This window comes from Micrococcaceae bacterium Sec5.7, assembly GCA_039636785.1.
GTDB lineage: Bacteria > Actinomycetota > Actinomycetes > Actinomycetales > Micrococcaceae > Arthrobacter.
This window is the reverse complement of sequence record CP144169.1, coordinates 2,218,362-2,243,077: the sequence shown is the minus strand read 5'-3', so window position 1 is coordinate 2,243,077 and position 24,716 is coordinate 2,218,362. Positions and strand designations below refer to the sequence as shown.

Genomic DNA, 24,716 nt, shown 5'->3' with positions numbered 1-24,716 from the left:
CGATGGCGTGGCGTTTTCATGCAACTCGCCTTGTTAAAGTGTCATCGACATCATTGTGAAAGTTTGGGGCTGGATTTGCCGCACCAGGTTGGGCTGATTGGATTCTTCGGCTGGGGTAACTTTGGCGACGAATTGTTCTTTCAACTATGGACGAACCAGTTGAGCCGTTGGACACCATTTCGAGCTAATGATCTTTTGGCAAAGCCCTACTTCTCCAGGCCCGCAACCGAAGTGGCGGCCAGCGCTGACGCCTTGATTATAGGAGGCGGAGATTTGATTCGGACCGAAGCGATATCTCCGCTCTACTGGAACAGGGCCTGGACTGACCGACCCCTGGTCATCTCAGGAATCGGAGTAGCGGAGGAGTCAGGACAACGCCGGCCTGATGTAGTGCCCAGACTCCGGCAATTTTTCCAGAATGCCAACATCTTGTCATTGAGCGCACGAGATGCCAGGAGCCAGGAGTGGATTGAATCCAAACTTCATCCGCCTCTGCCCGTTCGCCTCGTTCCGGATTTGGCATTTGGTATCGAGACTTCTGCACGTAGAAGACGTGACTCTGATGATGAGATATTGGTTCCTACTATCGGTCTCGTACTGAACAGGGATTGCTCAGAGACGGACGTAAAGTTAGCTGAAGAACTGACTGTTATGCATTTGGCGGGAAATATATACTTGCGAATTCTCGTGCTGGCAACGGGCCAGCAGTTGTCAACCGAACGGGCTCTTCTTCTTGCACTGAATTTAAGTGTTTCATTTGAGGTTATTGATTCGGTTGACCACATGATCGGCGCCATCGCAGACCTCGACCTGCTATATTCCGCTAAGTTTCACGGTCTGGTTGTGGCGGCCCGGCACGGAGTCCCGTCCTTTTCCCTCCGCAGGACCTCAAAGGCGATTTCCTTGGCTGAGTCATGTCATCTCGTTCAAATAGCTCCGGATTATTCGTGGAGTCTGCAAGACGCACTGCAGTCGATCAACGATTCAGAGGCAGGGCGAGCGCAGGTGGCGGGCTGGGTCTCGTCTGCGCAAGCTGAGCTACTACATGTCCAGGGGGTCATTGATGAGATCCAGCGCTGTCGATAGAGCCAGGCCGAAGCTGCACTGCGTCGTTACAAGCGAATGCATGCCATTCAGGGCATCAGGCCATTCACATCGTTCTGCAGAAACGGGTGTGACAGCTTGAGATCCTGTTGCTTCCCAGCCGCGCCAGCTCATGCCGGCCCGCGTCCATACGGGTCGTGGACATGTGTATGGTGTTGGGAGAGCCAATGCAGTTTGCGCACTGTGCCATAGATAGGAACGCCATGACTTATTCACCTCCGACGTCCAACAGCCAGCCTGTTTCACCGTATCGGGGAAATCCGGCAAAGACGTATTGGAAATCCGCCGTTCAAGGGTCGCAAATAACGGAAATTGAGAACTTGTACGTTAAGAAGTTCCCAATATCGCCAAAACAACGTATAGCGACGGCTGGCAGCTGCTTCGCTCAACACATCAGCCGGCACCTTCGCCGGAACGGATACTCTGTACTGGACGTTGAGCCGGCTCCTCCTCATCTGGATGGTGCCTCAGCAGCGGAATATGGTTACGGAATTTATTCTGCGCGGTTTGGAAACATTTATTACACAAGGCAATTGATGCAGCTCGCACGAGAAGTGCTCGAGCAGAAAACCCCCGGAGAGATCGTGTGGGAGCGCGGCGGACGCTATTTTGACGCACTTCGACCGTCAATTGTGCCGAATGGGCATGACTCGCCGGCGGCTGTGCTCGCTCATCGCGCCGCTCATCTGAAGAGCGTAAAGAAATTATTCGCCATGACCGACATTTTCGTTTTCACCATGGGACTCACTGAAGCGTGGGAGCTTATTGAGGATGGGACTATTTTTCCGACCGCCCCTGGAACAGTAGCGGGCAGTTTTGATCCAGAAAAGTATCAGTTCAAGAATTTTAATTATGACGAGATCGTTCGTGACTTTTTGGAGTTCAGAATCTTGTTGCGGCGCATCAATCCGAATGTAAAATTCATGATCACAGTCTCGCCCGTACCGCTGGCCGCCACCGCGACGTCCAACCATGTGCTGACGGCGACCACATACTCGAAGTCTGTACTCCGCGCGGCTGCGGGAGAAATTGAAAGAAGATGCGCGGACGTTGACTACTTCCCTTCTTACGAGATTGTCACAACTAATTTCCTGCCGAATCATGCGTTCGATGCCACCGGAAGGGGAGTTCTACCTCAGACAGTGAATCAGGTAATGTCGTATTTCTTCAATCAGCACCCGATAGAGAAACGTGTGAAAGAAGAATCGCTCGAGGCTGCTGCGGCCGAGGCTGTTTATTGTGAGGAAGCACTTCTTGAGGTGTTCGCAGTATGAGAATCTGTTTGATTGGTAATTCGCATCTCGGTCCGGTTGCGGCGGCTTCAGCTCAGAGAATGAGTGAAACGTCGGGACTTAGAATTGGTCATTATATTGACAGGACCTATGGAAAAGTGCCGCTGAAGCTGGTCGGTCGAGCCTCTGCGGGCGCAATGGCCTCTTTCCTGATTGAAGAAGGGGATAATATTTCCTCTATGGTTGCCGTCGAGGACTGGGACGCCTTCGTGGTGGTTGGTCTAGGATTTTCTCTAGTCCGACTGGTGGAAAAGTGGACAAGTTTCCAGCCTGACTGTCTCTCCGAGCCCGTCGGGGAACACTTGTTGGTGCCGGAGCTGGTCGATGGATATGACAACGCCGGCATGGATACTACGAAGGCTCTGGCTCTCATCAGGAAACTACGGACACTGACTGACAAGCCGATCAGCCTTGTCCCAGGGCCGCTACCCGCAGCGTGGGTGCTGAATCGTTCCGGCGGAAGATTTGATTCTTTTCAGCCATTCGCCGGGTATCGAAATAGGGCATTCCTGCTCGCCCAGTTTGAGAAGCAGGTCAATCGCGTTCGTGCGATGGGTGTTGACGTGGTCAACCCACCCGAAGAAACCGTGATTGACGATATGTGGACTCGAACCGAATTCTGTCTCGGTCAACCATCGGATCCTTCGCCTGATTCATTTTATGCGAAGGGAGACTTCTATCATATGAATCGTGAATATGGTGATTTGGTGTCCAGATCGATCATGCAAGAAAAAGTATTACAAGGTATCGGAAATAGCTTAGGCACAAAGGAGTAGATGTGGCCCGCATTGGCCTAGTAGGTTTCTTCGGCTGGGGGAACTATGGAGATGAACTGTTCCACAGGATATGGACGGATTCAGTCGGTAAGTTCCACGAAACGAAAGTGGTCCACGACAAACTGGAATCACCGTATTTTAGCCGCCCCGCGAGTGAAATCGTTAAAGATTTTGATGGATTTGTCATAGGGGGCGGTGATCTTGTGATTCCCAACAAGATTTCGCCGCTCTATTGGAACAAGGCATGGCTCAACCGGCCTGTATATATTTCCGGCGTGGGGGTACCCACGTGGATAAAGACTGAAGCCCCTGATGTTATGGAGCGGCTTCAAAACTTCTTCCAGCACAGGAATGTTCGCTACATTTCAGCTCGCGATATCGAAAGCGCAGAGTGGATTCGGAAGAAGCTGACGCCTAACGTCGAAGTGAGGTGCCATGCAGACCTGGCCTTCGGCGCCATGTATCCGCCCGCCCGTAAGTTTTCTCGGCCCACTGCTGGAATTTCTCTCCGGACGCACCGTGCCGACGCAGACCCGTCGGTACTGATCGGTGTGTGTCAGCAACTGCAGTCTGAGGGATTCGATATCCTGAATATCGTCATGGGCATAGGGAAGACGCGCGCAGCGGATCTGAAGGTGGCTCAGGACTTTCCTTTGCCTGGGCAAATAATCTTTGAGAGCGAAAGTATTGATGAGATCAGCTCAACGATCGGCGGACTGGACGTACTCATTTCCAATAAGTTCCATGGGACGGTAGTAGCCACGAGCTACGGCGTATCCTCCGTCGTTTTGTCATCGACGTCAAAGTCACGCAATTTGTACCGGCGACTCGGTCGGTCCCCCCTCCTATCAAGTGCCGTGGACGAGCAGCTTCTGGACAAGGTTCGTTTGGCCAAGATGCCGCTTTCAGATGACTCGCTCAAGTCAGTGCGGGTTGAAGCTTTTGAGGGAATCCATTCAGTGGTAAAGGCAATCAATAGCGATTTCCGGCCACAGTAGATGACGACGTTAGTGCCGGGCGCCCCCTGCCGCGGCACTGACGTCGGTATCAATCACGCCTGTGCCCCCATGCAGGTCCCAGTGATGTCCGAACCTCAAATCGCCAGTGTACTGGCATGATGATGCTGTGACCTCCCAAGACGAGCCTGTGCTGCCAGCCAACAATTCTCCGCAGGCAACACAGTCCTCCTCCGCGGCCGTAGCCCTGCTGGAAGCGGTGTACCGCGATCTGGCGGCAGCCTCGCTTCCGCTCGCGCTCCCGGATGCGGAGCAGGCCCGGCTGGTCATCAGAAACTCACTGGCACAGCTGGATGACTACATTCTGCCGCGGTACCGCAGCTTGGACGCTCCGCTGCTTGCCGTAGTCGGAGGTTCCACGGTGCCGGCAAATCCACACTCGTGAACGCCCTGGTGGGGCACCCCGTAAGTAGGGCCGGTGCCATCAGGCCCACAACGCGGCAGCCCGTACTGCTGCACAACCCCGCCGACATCCGCTGGTTAGAAGACCAGCGGGTGCTGCCGAGCCTCATTCGGATCAAGGGCACCGTGGTCTCCACCCCGGTTCCAGCCAACCAGGCCGGCGTAACGCCAGACCTCGCCTCCATCTCCTCGCTCGTGTTGGTGGGCGATCCCGCGGTGCCCGAGGGGATCGCGCTGGTGGATGCTCCCGATGTCGACTCCATCTCGGACGATAACCGGAAGCTCGCAGGCCAGCTGCTGGCCGCTGCCGACCTCTGGGTATTCGTGACATCAGCCAACCGCTATGCCGACGCCGTCCCCTGGAGGCTGCTGCTCGATGCGGCTTCCCGCGACATCATGGTGGCTGTGGTGCTGGACCGCGTGCAGCCCTCCGCGGAGGCGGAAGTCAGCATGGACCTGCGCGCCATGCTGGAACACGAAGGGCTCGGCGAAGCACGGCTGTTCATTGTTCGGGAAGTAGGGCTGGACCCGCTGGGCATGTTGCCGGCCGAAGCCGTGGAGCCCTTGCGGCTTTGGTTGAGGGAACTGGCAGCCGATGCTGCCGGCCGGGCAGTCATTGCGAGGCTGACCCTCAACGGCACCGTTAAGGCAGTCGGTGGCCGGGTCCGGTCAGTGGCGCAGGCCGCAGCGGAACAGCGTCCTGCCGCCCAAACACTGCGGCAGGACGCCCGGGACGCATATCAGGATGCAGTCACCCGGATCCTCGAAGCCACCAAAGACGGCGCGCTGCTCCGCGGCGAGGTGCTGGCACGATGGCAGGACTTCGTGGGCACGGGGGAGTTTTTCCGAGCGCTGGAGCAAAACATCGGCCGCCTGCGTGACCGGCTAGGCGCGTTCGTCCGGGGCGAACCCACCCCGGCTGTCAGGGTCGAGAGGGCCATCGAAACGGGACTTCAGGCCGTCATCATCGATGAAGCTGCCAACGCCGCCGAGGATACCGAACAGCGCTGGCGCTCCGATCCCGCAGGACGCCAGCTGTTGGGCACTGACGATCTCTCCGGGACAAGCACCGGCTTCGCCGAAAAAGCAGCGGCCGAGATCAGGGTGTGGCAGGGCAGCCTGATGGAACTGATCCGCACTGAGGGCCAGGGCAAACGCACCCAGGCCAGATGGCTGTCATTCGGCATCAACGGCCTGGGCTCCGCTCTGATGATTGTGGTGTTTTCCATGACGGCGGGACTGACCGGCCTGGAAATCGGCGTGGCGGGAGGGACCGCCGTCGTCGGCCAGAAACTGCTGGAAGCGGTATTCGGCGAGGATGCCGTCCGCCGCCTCGCGCAGACGGCGCGGGAGGATCTCCGCACGAGGTGCCAGAACCTGCTGCAGGCTGAGCAGCAACGGTTCCTGGCCAGGCTTGAGGCCGGGGAGGGTGCATCCGCGGATGTCCTGGCCCGCCATGCCAAGGCGTTGATGCGTCTGGCGGAGACAGCATGAGCCGCCACAGCGTTGCCCGCGAGGCGTCCCAGCTGCATCGCCGCCTCGAAGCGCTCCATGATGCCCGCGAACTCGCCGAAGGAGTCCTCCCCGATGAGGATCTGGACGCGGTGCTCCTGGTGCTGGAGCGTGCAAGCTCGCGGCGCTCACTGTCTGCAGACCACACGGTGGTTGGCTTCTTCGGTGCCACCGGCAGCGGTAAGTCGTCTCTTTTCAACGCGGTGAACGGTGCTGAAATTGCGACGGCGGCAGCCCGCCGGCCCACTACTTCGGAACCCTTGGCGAGCGTCTGGGGAACGGACGACAGCGAGCCGCTGCTGGACTGGCTGGAGGTCCGCAACCGGCACCATGCCGGTCCCGTGGCCGGATTCGCGGACGAAACCACCGGGCTGATCCTCCTCGACCTGCCGGATTTCGACTCAACACGCGCAGCGAACCGGGAGATCGTGCAGCGCATGGTGGGCCTCCTGGACGTGCTCGTGTGGGTGCTTGATCCGCAGAAGTACGCCGACGCCGCCGTCCACAATGACTTCCTGACCCCGCATTCATCGCACGGCGCCGTGACGCTGGTGGTGCTGAACCAGATCGACCGGCTGCCCGAGGGGGACGTGGAGCCGGTCCTGGAATCGCTGAAAGGGATCCTCGGCCGAGATGGTCTGGGCAAGGTACCGGTACTCGGTGCCTCCGCACTCGCGGGCACAGGGGTGGATAGAGTCCGCGCCGCAATCCGCCACGTGGTGGTCCAGCGCGAGGCATTGTCGCAACGGCTGGCGGCCGACGTGGCCAGGGCCTCGGCCCGGCTCCGGGATGCTTCGGGCGACGGCGAGGCAGCCGGCGTGAAATCCGGAACCACGTCCCGTCTCGCCGAAGAACTTGCCATTGCGGCCAACGTCCCGCTGGTAGTTGACGCAGTGGCCCGGTCCTACAAACATGAGTCGACCCGCCGCACGGGCTGGCCGGTTACCCGGTGGATGGTGAAGTTCCGGCCTGATCCGCTGCGCCGCCTCAATCTGCGCCGGGAGGATTCCACGGCCGAAGTGAACCGGACCTCCCTGCCTCCGGCCGGAGCCCCCGAACGGGCACGGACGGACTCGGCGGTGCGTGAGTTCGCCGATTCGGCAAGCCTCGGCGCCCCCGTGCCCTGGCGGGCAGCCATCCGCGGTGCCGCCCGAGAAGGCCGGGAGCAGCTTCCGGATGCCCTGGACCAGGCCATTGCGGGAACGGATCTCAAGGCAGGGCGGAAGTCCTGGTGGTGGGGTGTCTTCAACGTGGTCCAGTGGCTTGCCCTCCTGACAGCCGTGGGCGGGCTGGGATGGCTCGGTGTGCTGGCCGTTCTGGGCTACCTGCAGATGCCGGTTCCGGAGGTGCCCAGGGTGGAGGGCTGGCCCATCCCCACGCTCATGATTGCCGGGGGAGTGGTGCTTGGCATATTCCTGGCGATTACCGCGAAGTTCATCACGTCCGGGGGAGCCAGGCTGCGTGCTGCGGCGGCAAAGAAGCGGCTCAGATCAGCCGTGGCACAGGTTGCCGTTCAGCTCGTGGTGGAGCCGGTTGGGGTTGAAGTGATCCGGCTCGAATCGTTCAATGCTGCACTGAAGGCAGCCGGCGGCAAATAGTTTCCTCTCGCCGTACCTGCTTACAAGGCTGCCGCAGCGTCCCGGACCTTGACCATGGTCCGGAGGTTGCGCGTGGTGGTGGTTGCCTTGTACTTCGGCTTCGAGGAGAGTTTGCTGAACGGGCTGTCCAGAGTGCCGCCGGCGGGGGCGAGCCAGGCCATGGCCTCCGGGCCGAGCCGGGTCAGCTCCGTTCCGTCCAGTGCGCCGCCGGCATCGTACAGATCCGCAAGTGTGGCGGTGTCCGAGGCCAGGGTGATGTAGGTATGCGTGGCCTTGTCATCGGCAGGGTAGGGGCACGCTTCCACTAGTTCGGCAACGCGTGCCGACGTCAGCACTACCACCCAGGCGTCGTATCCGAATGACTCCCGGAGGCAGTCCTCGAATTCCTTCTTGACGGCCGCAGGGCCAAGTGCACTGTTCAGGACAACGTTGCCACTCGCCAGGAGGGTCTTCACATCCTGGAACGGGCGCGACGTCAGCGCCCCTTTGAGGTCCGCCATCTTGATGTTGATGCCGCCCACGTTAATTCCGCGGAGAAACACCGCATAGCTGCTCATGCGGACAGCCTACTGCGGCCGGTCGTTTCGACAGGCTTCCTGGAAGGTGTCAGTCGTTGTTCTTGCGGAGGGCTTCCGTGAGGACGCGGGCCGCATTGCAGACAACTTCGGCGTGAAGCCGGCCGGGCTGACGGGTCAGTCGCTCGATGGGGCCCGAAATCGAAACGGCGGCAATGACGCGGCCGGAGGGCCCGCGCACCGGTGCCGAAACGGAGGCGACCCCCGGCTCACGTTCGCCGAGGCTCTGGCCCCAGCCCCGCCGTCGTACTCCCGCCAGGACAGTGGGCGTGAAACGCGCTGCCTGGAGGCCTTCGAGCAGACGGTCGTGGTCTTCCCAGGCCAGAAGCACCTGGGCGGCCGAGCCGGCCTTCATGGAAAGCTGCGTGCCCACGGGGATGGTGTCCCGCAGGCCGATGGGGCGCTCCGCGGAGGCCACGCACACCCGCCAGTCGCCCTGGCGGCGGAAAATCTGCGCGCTCTCGCCCGTGGCATCGCGCAGCTGCATGAGCACCGGCCCGGCGGAGGCGATCAAGCGGTCTTCGCCAGCTGCGGACGCGAGCTCCACGAGCCGGCTGCCAAGCACGAACCTGCCCTGGATGTCGCGGCTGACCAGCCGGTGGTGGACCAGCGCCAGTGCAAGCCTGTGCACGGTCGGCCTTGCCAGTCCGGTCGCGGCCACCAGCTGCGCCAGAGTGGTGGGCCCGGCCTCGAGTGCGTCAAGCACATGGGCCGCTTTATCAATGACACCGACTCCACTAGAATTGTCCATGTAATGATATTGCCGTCTCATTATCTGAGATGCAAATGTTTCGACTGGCTTATTGCGGGGCTCTGCTGATTCAGTGGACGTAAACAGCCAACAGCAGTGAAGGGAGATGGCCATGGCAAAGACATTGGCCGAGAAGGTCTGGGACGCGCACGTGGTGCGCAAGGGCGATGGCGAAGGTGTCAATGCCCAGCCCGACCTTCTTTTCATTGACCTTCATCTGGTCCACGAAGTCACGTCCCCGCAGGCCTTCGAAGGGCTCCGCCTGGCCGGCCGCAAGCTGCGCCGCCCGGACCTGACCATCGCCACCGAGGACCACAACACTCCCACGCTGGACATCGACAAGCCGATTGCCGATCTCACCAGCCGCACGCAGATCCAGACGCTGCGCAACAACTGCCAGGAATTCGGTGTGCGCCTGCACTCTCTGGGCGACGCCGAACAGGGCATCGTCCACGTGGTGGGACCGCAGCTGGGCCTCACCCAGCCCGGCATGACCGTGGTCTGCGGCGATTCGCACACCTCCACGCACGGAGCCTTCGGCGCTCTGGCCATGGGCATCGGAACCTCCGAGGTGGAGCACGTCATGGCCACCCAGACGCTGTCGCTGAAGCCCTTCAAAACCATGGCCATCAACGTGGACGGCACGCTGCGCCCCGGCGTCACGGCCAAGGACATCATCCTGGCCGTCATCGCCAAGATCGGAACCGGCGGCGGTCAGGGCTACGTCCTGGAATACCGCGGATCAGCCATCCGGGCGCTGTCCATGGAAGCCCGCATGACCATCTGCAACATGTCCATCGAGGCGGGCGCCCGCGCGGGACTGGTGGCGCCGGACCAGACCACCTACGACTACATGAACGGCCGCCCGCATGCGCCCGAAGGTGCAGAGTGGGACGCCGCCGTCGAATACTGGAACACTCTCCGCACCGATGACGACGCCGTCTTCGACGTCAGTGTGGAACTCGACGCCGATACTTTGGAACCGTTCGTCACCTGGGGCACCAACCCCGGCCAGGGCGTTTCACTCTCGTCCAAGGTGCCCTCGCCGGAGGACTTCGGCGACGAAAACGCCAAGGCTGCCGCGGAGCGTGCCCTGCAGTACATGGACCTGGCGCCAGGAACTCCCATGAAGGATATCCGGGTGGACACGGTGTTCCTCGGCTCCTGCACCAATTCCCGGATTGAGGACCTGCGTGCCGCTGCGGACATCATCCGGGGCCGTGTAAAGGATCCGCAGATCCGGATGCTGGTGGTCCCGGGTTCGGCGAGGGTCCGGCTCGAGGCCGAGGCAGAAGGCCTGGACAAGGTCTTCAAGGATTTCGGCGCGGAATGGCGGTTCGCCGGCTGCTCCATGTGCCTGGGCATGAACCCGGACCAGCTGGAACCGGGGGAGCGATGCGCCTCCACGTCCAACCGAAACTTCGAAGGGCGCCAGGGCAAGGGTGGCCGCACCCACCTGGTTTCGCCGGTGGTGGCAGCTGCCACTGCCATCCGCGGAACGCTGAGCTCGCCGTCGGACCTTGATCCGGCCCCTGAACCGGCAGCCATCCACTCAGACGCCGCCTGACCGATTCACCGAGGAAGACTCCATGGAAAAGTTCACCACCCACACCGGTATCGGCGTCCCGCTGCGCCAGAGCAACGTTGATACGGACCAGATCATCCCGGCCGTATACCTCAAGCGCATCACCCGCACCGGCTTCGAGGACGCCCTGTTCTCGGCATGGCGCAAGGACCCCGCGTTCATCCTCAACCAGGAGCCCTTCAACGTGGGTTCCGTTCTGGTGGCCGGCCCGGACTTCGGCACCGGTTCATCACGCGAACACGCCGTCTGGGCCCTGAAGGACTACGGCTTCAAAACGGTACTTTCTTCACGTTTTGCCGATATTTTCCGCGGCAACTCGGGCAAGCAGGGACTGCTGGCTGCCGAACTTGCCCAGGATGACATCGAGCTCATCTGGAAGGTCCTGGAGAACGCTCCGGGAACCGAGGTCACCGTGGACCTGGTCTCCAAGACCGCCATCTGCGGCAACATAGTGGCGCCTTTTGAGATCGACGACTACACGCGCTGGCGCCTGCTGGAAGGCCTCGATGACATCGGCCTGACCCTGCAGCATGAGGAAGACATCACGGCATATGAGGCCACACAGCCGTCCTTCAAGCCGAAGACCCTGCCGGCGCGGCTTTCCCAGACGTAATTGCTCACCGAGGTTCTGCCGGTGGGGATAGACGGAACTGAACGTCCGACAACTCGTTTCTGTTAAGGTACTTGGATGCAAAAAAACGTCATGATCTACGGCAGCTGCGTGTCGCGGGATGCTTTTCAGGAAATCGGTGCCGGTTATGATTTGCTCGCCTACGTCGCGCGCCAGTCCATGATCAGCGCCCTGTCGCAGCCAACGGCGCTTTTGCCTGGCGATCCGCTCGGTTCGGCTTCTCAGAATCGATCGCTGACGGCCGACATTAAGTCGAGCCTCATGCAGCAATTGCGTCGGCATGCGGCAGACATCGATGTACTGGTAATCGACTTGACCGATGAACGGCCTGGTGTGGTTGCGCTTCCGGACGGAAGCTACGTGACTAATTCCCATGAGCTGGTCAGTTCGGGACGCCTCGAAATGGTGCCAGGCCGCAAACCAGTTATCAACGTTGCCACGGAGCGCCACTGGACGCTCTGGGAATCCGCGGCAAACAGATTTTTTAAGGCACTAACCTCCCTGGGGCTTATGGAGAAAACAATCGTCCTCAGTACGCCCTGGGCCGAGGTTACAGAAAACGGCGAACCAGTAGAGGAGTTCCAAGGCCGGCCCACAGCTGAGATGAATGCCTACTTTGGCGAGTGCTGTGCTCACATCAGGAGTCTTGGCTACACCGTCCTGAACATGCCGGAGGACGTCCGCTACGCTGCCTCGGACCATAAGTTCGGCGCCGCCACATATCATTTTGGAACTGAGGCAAATTCCTGGATCGCCGCCCAGATCCGGGGCGCGGCGAACGTGGCAGTCCAATCTCGGAAGTAGCGGTCGGTGGGACGCCGCCCCCAATCCCTCGATGAGCCCGGTATTTCGGTTCAGTAACGCTAGCTCCTATGCTTAGCTGGTGCCTTTGTAAGCATTCGGGGGCGAGTAGTCGTAAGGAAGCCGGTATATGAGTAGTGTTCTGACAATCCGCGGAGGCGTCCCGCTAACAGGCCGCGTCACCGTCCGCGGGGCCAAGAACCTTGTGCCCAAGGCCATGGTGGCCGCGTTGCTGGGCAACGAGCCGTCTGTTCTGCGGAACGTGCCGGAAATCAAGGACGTCGAGGTGGTCACCAGCCTCCTCCAGCTGCATGGCGTGACAGTGGATAAGGATCCCGTCACGGGTGATCTCACCCTGGACCCCAAGAACGCCAAAACCGCGCCCAGCACGGCCATTGACGCGCACGCCGGTGATTCGCGGATCCCCATACTGCTGTGCGGGCCCCTGATCCACGCCATCGGCGAGGCCTTCATCCCGGATCTGGGCGGCTGCAAGATCGGCGACCGCCCGATCGATTTCCACCTGAATGTCCTGCGGCAATTCGGTGCAGTGGTAGAGAAGCGCCCCGGCGGCATCCATATCTCGGCACCCAAGGGACTGCACGGGGCTAAGATTTCCCTGCCGTATCCCTCCGTTGGAGCCACGGAACAGGTCCTGCTGAGCGCAACCCGCGCCGACGGCATCACGGAACTTTCCGGCGCCGCCACCGAGCCTGAAATCGTAGATCTCATTGCCGTGCTGCAGAAGATGGGCGCCATCATCAGCGTCCAGACGGACCGCACCATCCGCATTGAGGGCGTCCGGGACCTGGGCGGCTACAACCACCGCGCTCTCTCGGACCGGAACGAGTCGGCGTCGTGGGCATCCGCGGCCCTGGTCACCCGTGGTGACATCTTTGTGGAAGGCGCATCGCAGCGGGACATGATGACGTTCCTGAACACCTACCGCAAGGTGGGCGGCGGCATGGACATCGGCGATGACGGCATCCGCTTCTACCACCGCGGCGGCAAACTCAATCCGCTGGTTCTGGAGACCGACGTGCACCCCGGCTTTATGACCGACTGGCAGCAGCCGCTGGTAGTTGCACTGACGCAGGCCGACGGCGTGTCCATCGTGCATGAGACCGTGTACGAGAACCGCTTCGGCTTTACCGATGCTCTCATCCGCATGGGCGCCAACATCCAGGTGCACCGCGAATGCCTGGGGAGTGTGCCCTGCCGGTTCGGCCAGCGCAACTTCCTGCACTCGGCAGTCATCTCCGGGCCGACGCAGCTCAAGGGCACCGACATCGACGTCCCTGACCTGCGGGGCGGCTTCAGCCACCTCATTGCCGCGCTGGCGGCCACCGGCACCTCACGTGTGACCGGAATCGACATCATCAACCGCGGCTACGAACGGTTTACCGAAAAGCTTGCCGGCCTCGGCGCCGATTTCGACATCACCCCAGCGAAGTAGCGGTGCGCACGTGAAGGAAACGGCCAAGAGCCGGATCACATTCGTGATCATTGCCGGAATTGCACGCACCTTGCTGAACGTGATGATGAACAGAAAATGGGAGGGCACAGAGAAGCTGCCTCCCGGAGGTTTCATCGCCGCACCCAACCACTGCACCGAGATTGACCCCCTGATCGTGGGGCACATGCTCTACAACCAGAAGCGGGCCCCGCACTTTCTGGCCAAGGCTGGTCTTTTCAAGGTGCCCGTCCTCGGCGCAATTCTGCGGGCCACCAAGCAGATACCCGTGGAACGCTCGACGGCGGGCGCGAACCGCTCGCTGCAGCTCGCCCAGGAAATCGTGGACGAGGGCGGTGCGATAGTCATCTATCCGGAAGGCACGCTGACGCGCGACCCGGACCTCTGGCCGATGAAAGGCCACACGGGGGCAGCACGGCTTGCGCTCGAGACCGGCATTCCCGTGGTTCCCATGGCGCACTGGGGCGCCCATGAGGTGTTCCCGCGCTACGCCAAACGGTTCTACCTGTTCCCTCGGAGGACATCCAGGATGGTGATCGGGGATCCTGTGGATCTCAGCGCGTTCGCAGGACGCCCCCTGGACAAGTCAACGCTTACGGCCGCAACAGAGGTCATCATGAGCGCTGTGACCGACCTGCTCGCCGGGCTGCGGGGCGAAGAGCCGCCCGCAGAGCGGTGGAATCCGTCAGCCCACAATCAGGCCAAACACGGCCGGTTCATGGAACGCGGCAATCACCCAGGCAGTCAGTCCGGAAAACCGGGTGCGCCCACAAGGCCCGCCACGCCGGAACCCGGCGACGAAGAAGGTGGCAAGTGACGGCAGACATGGCCCACATGGGTTCGGCGCTGTCTGTCGCCGTGCTGGGCGCAGGATCCTGGGGAACCACCTTCGCCAAGATTCTGGCCGATGCCGCCACTGCCTCCGGGGTGGACCGCGGAATCCGTCTCTGGGGCAGGCGCAGCGAAGTAGTGGAGCAGATCAACAGCCTCCACCGCAATACGCAGTACCTGAAGGACGTGGACCTTCCGCACAGCATCACCGCGTCCACCGACGTGGCTGAGGTGCTGTCCGGGGCCGATCTGGTGGTCCTCGCCGTGCCTGCGCAGTCCCTGAGGCTTCAGCTGCGTGAGTGGAAGCCCTTGCTTGAGCCCGATGCTTTTGTCGTGTCCCTTATGAAGGGCTTGGAGCTGGGCACAGATGCGCGGATGAGTGAAGTGATCAGCGAGGAGCTGGGAATCTCGCCTGACCGCATCGCAGTGGTGTCCGGGCCCAACCTGGCCATGGAGATCGCCCGTGAAGAACCTACTGCCTCTGTTGTGGCGTGCTCCGATGCTGAGGTGGCCGGCTGGATTGCCAGGAGCTGCACGGCCCCCTACTTCCGCCCGTACACGAGCCCCGATGTGGTGGGCGTGGAGATCGGCGGGATCGTCAAGAACGTCATCGCCCTGGCTGTAGGCATCTGCGAAGGAAAACAGATGGGGGACAATACCAAGGCCTCCGTCATCACCCGCGGGCTGGCCGAGACATCGAGGCTGGCACTGGCTCTTGGCGGTGAAGCGCACACCATGGCAGGCCTGGCCGGGCTTGGCGACCTGGTGGCCACGTGTTCGTCACCGTTGTCCCGGAACCACACAGCAGGAAGGCTGCTGGGCGAGGGCCTCACCCTTGACCAGGTTGCCGAGAAAATGACCCAGACAGCCGAAGGCATCAAGTCCGGGCAGGCAGTGCACGAATTGGCCGGCAAGCTCGGCGTAGAAATGCCCATCACTGCAGCCGTTGTGGCTGTATTGGCGGGAAAATTGTCCGTTGACCAACTGGGACCGCGTCTCCTGGCCCGGGATCTGAAATCCGAAGGCGACTACTGACAGTGTTGAACCAAAAATTGACCGCAGCGTCCCGGCCAGGGAAGTCCAAACCCCGGGTTGCCGTGTTGTTTGGCGGCCGTTCCAGCGAGCACGCGGTGAGCTGTGTGACCGCCGCCGGCGTGCTGGGCGCCATCAACAAGGACAAATACGAGGTCATTCCCATCGGGATCGCCAAGTCCGGCCAGTGGGTCCTGGTTGCGGCGGATACCGAGCAATGGTCGCTGTCGTCGTCGTCCCTCCCGGAGGTGCCGCCGTCGTCCTGCACCGTGGCACTGGCGGAAATCGGCGGTGAGCACCAGCTGATCGTTGCGTCACCCAATCAGGTTCCCAAGGAACTCGGAACCGTGGACGTCGTTTTCCCGCTGCTGCACGGACCATTCGGTGAAGACGGCACCATCCAGGGGCTCCTGGAGCTTTCCGACACCCGCTATGTGGGTGCCGGTGTGCTGGCTTCTGCCGTTGGCATGGACAAGCACTACATGAAGGTGGTGTTTGAGTCGGCCGGTCTGCAGGTGGGGCCGTACGTTGCCGTCACTGATCGGCAATGGCTCAATAACCCCGAATCTGTCCGCAAACAGGTGGACCTGCTGGGATTCCCGGTCTTCGTCAAGCCTGCCCGTGCCGGCTCCTCCATGGGCATTTCCAAGGTGGATTCCCTTGACGGACTGGACGCAGCCATTGAGGCGGCCCGCGAGCACGATCTCAAACTGGTGATCGAAGCCGGAATTGTTGGCCGTGAAATTGAATGCGCCGTGCTGGAAGGCCGTGGCACTGATGCTCCGAGGACGTCCATGCCGGGCGAGATTTCGGTGGCTGCAGGGGAGCACGAGTTTTATGACTTCAATGCCAAATACGTTGAGGACGATGCAGCCGCACTGAGCTGCCCGGCTGATATTCCGGACGAGGCAATTGCGCGGGTCCGCGAGCTGGCAGCGGTGGCCTTCGACGCCGTCGGAGCCGAGGGCCTGAGCCGCGTTGACTTCTTCTACACCCCCGACGGCGAGCTGATCATCAACGAGATCAACACCATGCCGGGATTCACGCCCAAGAGCATGTACCCGCAGATGTGGGCGGCCTCCGGGCTGGACTATGCCGAGCTGATCGACGAACTGATCCACCTGGCGCTGAACCGGAAAACCGGGCTGCGCTAGCCGGGGCTGGTCGAGCCTGTCGAAACCCGCTGCTTGAGAGACCCGCTGGTTGAGCCTGTCGAAACCCGGGGGTCGAACCCTACTTGCTTGTGGGCAGGTTCTGCAGGTCATCCTGACCCACGCAGTTCCGGTTTGCCTTGATCTTGGCTGCAGACGCTGAGAGGTCTGCCAGGACCGTTGCCGAACTGATCTTGTCCGGATCCATCAGGATCTCGATGGCGGGCTCCCGCCCGAACGTGGTCAGTGTCCAGACCGGATCGCCTTCCTTGATGACCCAGTCAACGCCGTTCACTGTGACGCAGCGGTCAGTAGTCGGACCCGGAACGATGACGCCGCACCGGAGAATCACCCGCGACGGGTCGCCCCAGGCGGCCGTGGCCTGGCTGTTGGTCTTGCGGAGGGCGGCGTCGCCGATCGCATCAGGAAGTGCAACCATCATGGGGGCACATGCCGGGTTGGCGGCATCCGTTGCAGCGGAAACGTCGACGGCCGGAGAACAGCCTGAGAGGGCGATTCCTGCAACCGCTGTGACGGCCACAATTCGAAGGTGACTGACGAAGCCGTGAGCTCGGTGACGGTGCATCCGTTAAGTTTATCCTTGTCCGGCTGTGGCCATTGCTTGCGAACCGCGCCGGACGACGGGACGTAGTCATGTAATGTTGAATGGGCTCAAGAGACGGCAAACCGGGCGATCCGGTAGAATGGCAATGTTGTGCCTCGCGCGGGGTGTTACGGACAGCGGGGTCTGTAGTACCGGTATGTGGGGGCAATATTAATCTCGCACCATGGGGGCACAGTTGAAACACATCAACAATGGCTTTAGGAAAACTGCATACTGGGCCGTGTGCGGCCTGTTTCTGACCTCGTGTCTCATGACGGTCAGCACGGCCGCCCTCGCAGATGAGCTGCCCCCCTCCGATCCCGGCACCGTCGTGACGGATCCGAGCCCTGTGCCCACAGAAACTGTGGATCCCGCACCGGTGGAGCCAATCCCGGTGGATCCCGCCCCGGTAGTTCCCGTACCCATTCCTGTGGTTCCGGCTCCAGAGCCAGTGATCCCGGCGCCCGCGCCAGTCCCCGTAGCTCCAGCTCCGGTGGCTCCGCGCCAGCCGGCTGCCTCGGTCCAGCCCGATGCCGCTCTCCGTAGCCCCGCGACGACTACTTTTGGCTCAGTTCTTGAGTCCCTGTTCACGGCGCCGGCCGAGCCGCCGGCCGCTGTTGCAGATGACGGCATCGAGCCGTCCGCGAAGGGCAGCACGACCACGGCACACTCGGCGCCTAAGTCACGTTCGGCTTCGTCTGCCGCAGCACCGGCCGCGTCCAATGTTGCCTCGAGTCGGGCTCCGGCCATAGCGAAATCGGAAATCCAGGCGGCTGTTGCCGTTGCCGCCGGCAGCCCCTTCGTTGTTCAATTGGGCACTGTTCTCGCGTTGCTGGTGGCCGTGATTGCCTACTTCCGCGCAATGGCGACCAGAGGTCCCCGCGCTCCAAGCAAGTCACGGTAGTAAGGACCGATGGAAGGCTTTACTCCGGGCCAACGGCCCATCGGCCAGCACCGTGTGGCATTACTGGTCCACAGCTATTGGCCGGACCAGAGTCCGCCCCAACGGCGCTGGAGCGGATTAGTGCGGGAGTTCCAGGCGGCAGGCTGGACTGTTGACGTCGTAACCCCGGTTTCTCATTTCCCCCACGGACGCCGTCAGGAGCGGCGTGTGGCTGCCGGCTACCCCTTCGGACTTCAGACAGGGCAGCACGGTGAACGAATCCGGCGCGTCCCCTACCTGCGTCACGCTGAAACACGTATCGGCCGGTTCATCGATCACATCTATACGGCGGTTATGAGTGTCCCCGCCGCTATGATGAATCGCCGGCCCGATGTGCTAGTCGTGACCGCGCCAAGCCTCCCCAACCTCGCGGCAGGCTACATCGTCTCCCGCCTCCACAGAGTCCCCTTAATTGTGGAAATGCGGGACGCCTGGCCGGACCTTGCCCGCGACGCCCGCCTTGTGCAGGGTCCGGTGAAGAGTGTGGCCGAACGTGTCGTGGACTTCGTCCAGCGCAAGGCAGACCTCGTGGTGACGGTCACCGAAGGATTTGCTAAGACGCTTTTGGAACGCGGCATAGCGCATGTTGCTACAGTCCCCAACGCGTTGGACCTAGCCAGCATTCCCCTTTTGGAGGCTCCTTCGGCCGGCAAAAGTTGCCTGGATGTCCTCTACCTTGGCAACCACGGCGAGAGCCAAAGGCTCGACGTGATGATTGAGGCAGCCGCCCTCGTTGGCAGCTCCATGCACCTGCACATGGTGGGCTATGGCGTGGTCAGGTCAGAGCTGGAGATACTTGCCAAGAGACTCCAGGCTCCCGTCACTTTTTATCCTCCGGTTAAGCGGGCAGACGTAGTGGAGCAATACCAACGAGCGGATTCCTGTATCGTGGCTTTGCGCGATGACTGGAAGTCTTTTGAGACAACAATTCCTTCCAAAACTTATGAGGTCTTGGCCGTTGGCCGACACGTCACCGCAGTAGTCAAGGGAGAGGCTGCACGAATCATCCAAGACTCCGGGGCAGGGGATCTGGTGGCCAGCAATGCAGAAGCAGTGGCGGCACTATGGCGGTCTCTTGCGAAAGACCGTAGCCGGCTGGATGTCGGATGCAGCGGCCGCGAGTGGGTCCAGCAGCATGCCGAGCTCACACTGTCCGCGAAGCACTATATGGAGCTCATAGACGAAGTGATGTACAGAACAGGCGGCCAATAGCCGCGATGATCCAACAATTCCGAAACCTGCGGGTGGCTGCTGCCACCGTCGTGGAGCGGCTCACTGACGACCCTGCGCTCCTGGCAGTTCAGGCGTCCCAGCGTCTTCCAAGGACGTTAAGCAGCGGACTTGCCTCCATGAGTGTCCGGGTTTTTCCATCGACTTCGTCATCACCCGTGCCGGTCATGGGGAGCCTGGTGCTCGGAGATATGGCCGATGTGGAGCGTCGCGTTCAACTGGCGTCCAGCCGTCTGACCCGTGCCGGACGTGCCAGGCTGCTGGCTGATATTGCCCTTGTTGGCAACAGGCCTGATCTGTCAGATCGCTTGGCGACCCAAGCCGAGGGATCGCCTCGTTATGCGGCCTTTGCGGCGCGGCGCAGGTGGTTCGACGGCGACATGGCCGGCGCCGTCGCCGTTCTTCAGGACGCCGCAAATGCCCAGGGCCAGCTCCGCCGACTTCAATCCGAGCTGGACGTGTTCCGAGGCCTCCGGCCCCACCTTCCCAGTATTGGCTTCACGCCTCGTCGCGATACGGTGCTCCACGTCCTGACAAACTCCCTCCCGCATACTGAAAGTGGCTACGCCCAGCGGACTCACTCCATCCTCATGGCCCAAGCCGCAGCTGGCTGGAACGTCAAAGCGGTTACGAGGCTCGGATATCCGGTTCACGTGGGCAAAGTCTTGGCACGGGGCCAGGACGTCGTGGATGGTATCTCCTATGGCAGGCTGCTTCCGGGCGTTCTCCGGGCAGGAATGGCAGGGCGACTCCAACAGCAGGCCGAACAGCTGCTGGATGTCGCGCTGAAAGTGCGTCCTTCGGTACTGCACACCACGACGCATTTTGCCAATGGCCTGGTGACTGCCGCAGTGGCCGAAGCCATCGGTATTCCGTGGGTCTATGAAGTGCGTGGCCAACTGGCTGATACCTGGGCGGCCACTCGATCCCCTGCGGCGCTGGGCAGTGACCTCTATCGGCTCTTCCAGGAGCGGGAAGGGGAGGTAATGCGTCGCGCGGACTTAGTAGTGACTCTGGGCGAGCAGATGAAGCAGAGCATTGTGCGTCATGGCGTGGAACCGTCGAAGGTGTTGGTCTGCCCCAATGCGGTGGGTGGCGAGTTCCTCGACGAACCAGTGTCCCCGGCTGCGGCCAGAGCCGAGCTCGGCCTCCCCATTGACGGCCAGTGGGTGGGCACCGTCAGTAGCCTGGTCCACTACGAGGGTCTGGAAACGCTTCTGGAGACCGCTGCGCTGCTGACATCGGACTATCCTGGCCTGCGCGTTCTATTGGTTGGAAGCGGCGTCGCGGCTGCCAGCTTGCAGAAACGCGCGAATGATCTGGGCCTTGGGGACAGGGTGGTTTTCACCGGGCGTGTTCCCCGCGAAAAGGCGCGCCTTTACCACCAAGCATTGGATGTGTTTGTGGTTCCGCGGGCTGATCAGCAAGTTACCCGCCATGTCACCCCGCTGAAGCCCGTTGAGGCCATGGCCTGCGCCCGCCCGGTCTTGGCTAGTCGTCTTCCTGCTCTGGCGGAGATCGTGGACGACGGCAGATCAGGGTTGTTGGCGGACGCAGGCGATGCCCGCGACTTCGCCATTAAACTGAAAAGGCTGCTCGACTCCGCAGAGCTCAGGTCCCGCTTGGGAAAGGCCGGGCGGGGGGACGTGCTGAAAAACCGAACCTGGATGGCGAACGTCAACGTATTGGCCTCCGCCTATGATCGACTGACAAAGGACCGCGAGTGAGCCCCAAGAGACCCGACACGGCCCAGGGGCCGCAGCCAACGTTGGTAAATACCTCCGTGAATTTGCGAGGTCTTCGCCGTGTGGGTGCGCGGCCCGCGTTCCTGGACTATCTCGTTTCTTTGTGGGACTACAGGCATTTTATCTATTACGATGCAAGATCACGGGTCCAAACCGGAAATGAGCAGGACCGTCTTGGCCGTGCGTGGCTTGTACTCGGACCGCTCTTGAACGGACTGATGTTCTATTTGATCATGGGCGTACTCCTTAGTTCCGGGCGAGGCATCGAAAATTTCGTTGCATTCCTGATAATAGGGGTATTTCTATTTCAAATGTCCGTCAGATCAATAACGGCGTCGTCGCGTATTATTTCTACGAACAAAAATGTAATACATGCTTTTCAGTTCCCACGAGCAAGTTTGGTCCTTGCTGTCAATTTGCGTGAATTATTGTCGAACATTCCCGTCTTAATTACCATGCTGATTCTTATCATTATCCTTCCCCCAGCGGAAGAAATATCGTGGCGCTGGCTCATGCTGATTCCGATCATTGGTTTACAGCTAATGTTCAACCTAGGCATCGGGCTGATCCTCGCGAGGGTCGTGTCGGTCTTTAACGATGCCAGCCAACTGATCTCCTACGCCATGCGTCTCTGGATGTATGCATCCTGCATGTTCTTCTCCATTGACCGTTTTAGTAACCTTCCCGTGGTCAAAGCCATCATGGAGTACAACCCCCTCTACAACGTCCTCCATCTCGCTCGTGAATGTCTGCTCTATGGACATGCCGGGGACTGGCGGGCCTGGGCAATTCTAGGATTATGGTCCGCATCAGCTCTTGTAATCGGAATGATTTTCTTTTGGAAGGGGGAGGAGACTTATGGCCGAGAGCTCTGATCTGAACTTCATCCAGGGAACGCCTTCCGTTGTCATCGATAAGGTGAGCATGACCTACCAGACCACGTCACGCACACGGGAAGTGGCGTCGGAGCCGGGCTCAGGCTGGACAGGACTTAGAAAGGCCGTCAGTCGAACAAAGGCCGTAAAGGTCAACGCTCTCAAAGAGTTGTCTATGGTTGTCGAGCACGGCGAGTCTGTCGGCATCATCGGCCGCAACGGATCAGGCAAAAGCACTCTTCTGAAACTGGTCGGCGGACAAATCCCTCCGACTTCGGGCGCAGTCTATGCAACCTCCACTCCTGTCATGCTGGGAGTCAATGCCGCCTTGCTACCGGGCTTGTCTGGTGATCAGAATATAGTGCTTGGCTGTCTTGCAATGGGATTGACACATAAACAGATCGATTCCAAGTACGATGCAATCGTGGAATTGTCTGGGCTGGAAGACGCCATTCACATGCCGATGAAGTCCTACTCTGCGGGCATGAGCTCGAGGCTGAGGTTCGCCATCGCAGCGAGCATCGACCCCGAAATTCTCATCATTGATGAGGCACTAAACACAGGGGACGCACAATTCAAGGACAGAAGCCGCAAACGCATGATCGAGTTATTGGACGAGGCGGGCACTGTTTTCCTTGTTAGCCACAGCATGGCGACGATTACTGATTTGTGCAACAGGGCAGTTTGGATTGATCAAGGCGAGCTGATTTCCGATGGCGATCCTGCCGATGTCGTCAAGTCATACCGCTTATTCGCCCAGAGACTGGCCAGCGGTGATCGGGTGGGAGCCTTGAAACTCCGCCGCCGCATGATTCATGACCTGGAAGTAGCAGACGTCGATGACCGCAATTCCAGACGACGGTCCAAGGGATGAAAACTGCAAGCGCAAGAAATCTGAGAAAATGCCTCTGGCACCTCAGAAAGGGCGGCATCAGGCAGGTTCGTACGTGGTTGGCTCGCGAAGCTTTGGAGGCCGGCCATAGAAAGCTCGAGACGGTAAGGGGCGCGGAAGGAGCATGGGTCGGCCGAGGGAAAACCCGCCGATTGCGTTTCCGTGCCTCTGCAGTGCCGTCTCACCGCAAGACAGGAGATGCTGCACCGCGCGTAGGCGTGATACTTGATGACTTTTCTGCGTTGGCCTTCGGGCTGGAATGGGAGTGCATACTCCTCTCGCCCCACACCTGGCAGCATCAGCTGGTCGAAAACCGGGTGGATTTCGTCTTCGTCGAATCGGCGTGGAGCGGCAACAAGAAACTGTGGGCCGGCAAAATCGCCCGACAGGACCATGCCGGCTCAGCGTTGGCAGAACTGACTGGCTGGTGCAGACAGAACGGCATACCCTCTGTTTTTTGGAACAAGGAAGATCCTCCTCACTACGGGGATTTCCTCAATGCCGCAAAACTTTTTGACCACGTCTTTACGAGCGATGGCAACCGACTTGAAGCCTACGCACAGGATCTGGGCCACGACCGAGTGGACGTATTGCCGTTCGCAGCCCAACCTAGGCTGCATAATCCAGTGCGTCCCAAGTTTGGCTGGCATGATCGTGACATCGCCTTTGGCGGAATGTATTTCGTGGAGAAGTATCCGGAGCGCCGCGAGCAACTGAACATGCTGCTGGGCGCTGCTGTGTCGGCGTCGGAAGCAATGGACGTTGGCCTCGAGATATTTTCGAGACAAATGGCTGGGGATCCGAAGTATCAGTTCCCGGAGCCCTTCGCCGACAGAGTGGTCGGGAGGCTCGATTACCCCGAGATGGTTACGGCATACAAGGCATACAAGACCTTTTTGAACGTTAACTCGGTAGTCGATTCGCCCACCATGTGTTCCCGACGTGTTTTTGAGATCATCGCGTCTGGCTCCAATCTGGTGACCACGCCCAGCGCCGCCATTCATACGCACTTCGCTGGTGACGAAGTCTTCACCGTAGCGAGCCAGCCGGAGGCGGAGCAGGTCCTGCGTGCCTTGCACCGGAACCCCGAGCTTGGTGACCGTCAGCTCCACCGTGGCCAGCGTCGGATCTGGCGTGATCACACGTACAGAATCCGAAGCAATCAGGTCATGGCCGCGGTTGCTCCGCACCTGGTGAGCAATGTAGGCCGACCCACTGTCTCGGCATTGGTGTCGACCATCCGACCCTGGCAGCTGGACCACATATTTCAAACGATCGGTAGTCAAGTCGATGTGGATGTACAGCTCATCCTTTTGTGCCACGGATTTGAGCTGGAGCGGGATTCTCTGAGACTATTGCAGGAGCGACACGGAGCGGCGAACGTGACTTTGCTTCATGCCGACAAGGCAGTTTCTCTTGGGGAGTGTCTTAACGCGTGCGTTGCTGCAGCCTCTGGGAGCGTGCTGACAAAGATGGATGACGACGATTATTATGCTCCAAATTACCTGAGCGATCAGCTGTATGCACTCGAGTACTCGAGTGCCGATGTCGTCGGAAAACAGGCGCACTACATGTACCTCGCTGAGAAGAACGCCACCATTCTTCGCTTCGCTGAGTGGGAGCATCGCTATACGCGGACGGTCATGGGACCAACGATCATGGCTTCGGCGGAAACTTTCCGCAGCCACCCATTCGCTCCGATTATGAGCGGAGAAGATACCCGCTTTCTCCGCGACGTAGCGGCAGAAGGCGGAATCGTTTATTCCTCTGACAGATTTAATTATTGCCAACAGCGATTCTCGACGGATCACACGTGGAAGGTTGACGACGTCGAGCTTCTGGCAAGCGGGACACTGAAGTTTTTTGGAAGCTACAGAGATGAAGTCTCTGTCTAAA

The 24,716-nt window shown here is 60.4% G+C and carries 21 protein-coding genes and 1 pseudogene; 19 read left to right on the top strand and 3 right to left on the bottom strand.

Annotated features, from left to right (window positions below; translation table 11 throughout):
* Positions 1–63: 63 nt before the first annotated feature.
* The 6 genes and pseudogenes from V3C33_10730 to V3C33_10705 all read left to right on the top strand — a co-directional run bounded on the left by V3C33_10730 (position 64) and on the right by V3C33_10705 (position 7,700).
* Positions 64–1,086: a polysaccharide pyruvyl transferase family protein gene (locus V3C33_10730; protein ID XAS65992.1), complete on the top strand. Its 1,023-nt coding sequence runs from the start codon at positions 64–66 to the stop codon at positions 1,084–1,086.
* Between the two features lie 221 nt (positions 1,087–1,307).
* Complete coding sequence (locus V3C33_10725) at positions 1,308–2,378, top strand: GSCFA domain-containing protein (GenBank protein XAS65991.1); 1,071 nt, start codon at positions 1,308–1,310, stop codon at positions 2,376–2,378.
* Positions 2,379–2,437: 59 nt separating this feature from the next.
* Complete coding sequence (locus tag V3C33_10720; protein ID XAS65990.1) at positions 2,438–3,172, top strand: hypothetical protein; 735 nt, start codon at positions 2,438–2,440, stop codon at positions 3,170–3,172.
* A 2-nt stretch (positions 3,173–3,174) separates the two neighbouring features.
* On the top strand, positions 3,175–4,170 hold the full coding sequence (locus V3C33_10715; protein ID XAS65989.1) for a polysaccharide pyruvyl transferase family protein: 996 nt from the start codon (positions 3,175–3,177) through the stop codon (positions 4,168–4,170).
* 148 nt (positions 4,171–4,318) lie between these two features.
* Positions 4,319–6,084 (top strand): annotated as a pseudogene (locus V3C33_10710) (dynamin family protein).
* The gene (locus tag V3C33_10705; GenBank protein XAS65988.1) at positions 6,081–7,700 is read left to right on the top strand and encodes a GTPase; all 1,620 of its coding nucleotides are present in this window, start codon (positions 6,081–6,083) and stop codon (positions 7,698–7,700) included. The pseudogene V3C33_10710 and the gene V3C33_10705 overlap by 4 nt, the downstream one beginning before the upstream one ends.
* Positions 7,701–7,720: 20 nt before the next feature.
* Here the strand turns inward: V3C33_10705 and V3C33_10700 are convergent, their stop codons facing one another.
* Positions 7,721–8,257 (bottom strand): DUF1697 domain-containing protein, encoded by a 537-nt coding sequence (locus V3C33_10700; protein XAS65987.1) that lies wholly within the window; start codon positions 8,255–8,257, stop codon positions 7,721–7,723.
* A gap of 49 nt (positions 8,258–8,306) precedes the next feature.
* Positions 8,307–9,026, bottom strand: a complete 720-nt coding sequence (locus V3C33_10695) for an IclR family transcriptional regulator (GenBank protein XAS65986.1) — start codon at positions 9,024–9,026, stop codon at positions 8,307–8,309.
* Positions 9,027–9,138: 112 nt separating this feature from the next.
* Here V3C33_10695 and leuC point away from each other — a divergent pair, with 112 nt between their 5' ends.
* The 7 genes from leuC (at position 9,139) to V3C33_10660 (ending at position 16,534) form a co-directional block, all read left to right on the top strand.
* Positions 9,139–10,593 carry a 3-isopropylmalate dehydratase large subunit gene (gene leuC / locus V3C33_10690; protein ID XAS65985.1) on the top strand — a complete coding sequence of 485 codons (1,455 nt, stop codon included), beginning with the start codon at positions 9,139–9,141 and terminating at the stop codon, positions 10,591–10,593.
* A gap of 22 nt (positions 10,594–10,615) precedes the next feature.
* A complete protein-coding gene (gene leuD, locus V3C33_10685) occupies positions 10,616–11,224 on the top strand; it encodes a 3-isopropylmalate dehydratase small subunit (protein XAS65984.1) in 609 nt (202 codons plus the stop codon).
* Positions 11,225–11,299: 75 nt separating this feature from the next.
* Positions 11,300–12,046 (top strand): DUF6270 domain-containing protein, encoded by a 747-nt coding sequence (locus tag V3C33_10680; protein ID XAS65983.1) that lies wholly within the window; start codon positions 11,300–11,302, stop codon positions 12,044–12,046.
* Between the two features lie 127 nt (positions 12,047–12,173).
* On the top strand, positions 12,174–13,499 hold the full coding sequence (murA, locus tag V3C33_10675) for a UDP-N-acetylglucosamine 1-carboxyvinyltransferase (GenBank protein ID XAS65982.1): 1,326 nt from the start codon (positions 12,174–12,176) through the stop codon (positions 13,497–13,499).
* Positions 13,500–13,509: 10 nt separating this feature from the next.
* Positions 13,510–14,334, top strand: coding sequence for a lysophospholipid acyltransferase family protein (locus V3C33_10670; GenBank protein ID XAS65981.1), 825 nt, complete (start codon positions 13,510–13,512; stop codon positions 14,332–14,334).
* An 8-nt stretch (positions 14,335–14,342) separates the two neighbouring features.
* Positions 14,343–15,383: an NAD(P)H-dependent glycerol-3-phosphate dehydrogenase gene (locus V3C33_10665; GenBank protein ID XAS69718.1), complete on the top strand. Its 1,041-nt coding sequence runs from the start codon at positions 14,343–14,345 to the stop codon at positions 15,381–15,383.
* A gap of 2 nt (positions 15,384–15,385) precedes the next feature.
* Positions 15,386–16,534 carry a D-alanine--D-alanine ligase family protein gene (locus V3C33_10660; protein ID XAS65980.1) on the top strand — a complete coding sequence of 383 codons (1,149 nt, stop codon included), beginning with the start codon at positions 15,386–15,388 and terminating at the stop codon, positions 16,532–16,534.
* Positions 16,535–16,613: 79 nt separating this feature from the next.
* On the opposite strand, the gene V3C33_10655 is transcribed toward V3C33_10660, so the two are convergent.
* The gene (locus tag V3C33_10655; protein XAS65979.1) at positions 16,614–17,117 is read right to left on the bottom strand and encodes a DUF3515 domain-containing protein; all 504 of its coding nucleotides are present in this window, start codon (positions 17,115–17,117) and stop codon (positions 16,614–16,616) included.
* A 289-nt stretch (positions 17,118–17,406) separates the two neighbouring features.
* Here V3C33_10655 and V3C33_10650 point away from each other — a divergent pair, with 289 nt between their 5' ends.
* From V3C33_10650 to V3C33_10625, 6 genes are read left to right on the top strand one after another with little or no spacing between them, the layout of a single operon-like run.
* Positions 17,407–18,039, top strand: coding sequence for a hypothetical protein (locus V3C33_10650; protein ID XAS65978.1), 633 nt, complete (start codon positions 17,407–17,409; stop codon positions 18,037–18,039).
* Between the two features lie 9 nt (positions 18,040–18,048).
* Positions 18,049–19,290, top strand: coding sequence for a glycosyltransferase family 4 protein (locus tag V3C33_10645; GenBank protein XAS65977.1), 1,242 nt, complete (start codon positions 18,049–18,051; stop codon positions 19,288–19,290).
* 5 nt (positions 19,291–19,295) lie between these two features.
* Positions 19,296–21,035, top strand: coding sequence for a glycosyltransferase family 4 protein (locus V3C33_10640; GenBank protein ID XAS65976.1), 1,740 nt, complete (start codon positions 19,296–19,298; stop codon positions 21,033–21,035).
* Positions 21,032–21,928, top strand: a complete 897-nt coding sequence (locus V3C33_10635; protein ID XAS65975.1) for an ABC transporter permease — start codon at positions 21,032–21,034, stop codon at positions 21,926–21,928. Before V3C33_10640 ends, V3C33_10635 begins: the two co-directional genes overlap by 4 nt.
* Positions 21,912–22,802: an ATP-binding cassette domain-containing protein gene (locus V3C33_10630; protein XAS65974.1), complete on the top strand. Its 891-nt coding sequence runs from the start codon at positions 21,912–21,914 to the stop codon at positions 22,800–22,802. The genes V3C33_10635 and V3C33_10630 overlap by 17 nt, the downstream gene beginning before the upstream one ends.
* Positions 22,799–24,715 carry a glycosyltransferase gene (locus V3C33_10625; protein XAS65973.1) on the top strand — a complete coding sequence of 639 codons (1,917 nt, stop codon included), beginning with the start codon at positions 22,799–22,801 and terminating at the stop codon, positions 24,713–24,715. The genes V3C33_10630 and V3C33_10625 overlap by 4 nt, the downstream gene beginning before the upstream one ends.
* Position 24,716: the final 1 nt, after the last annotated feature.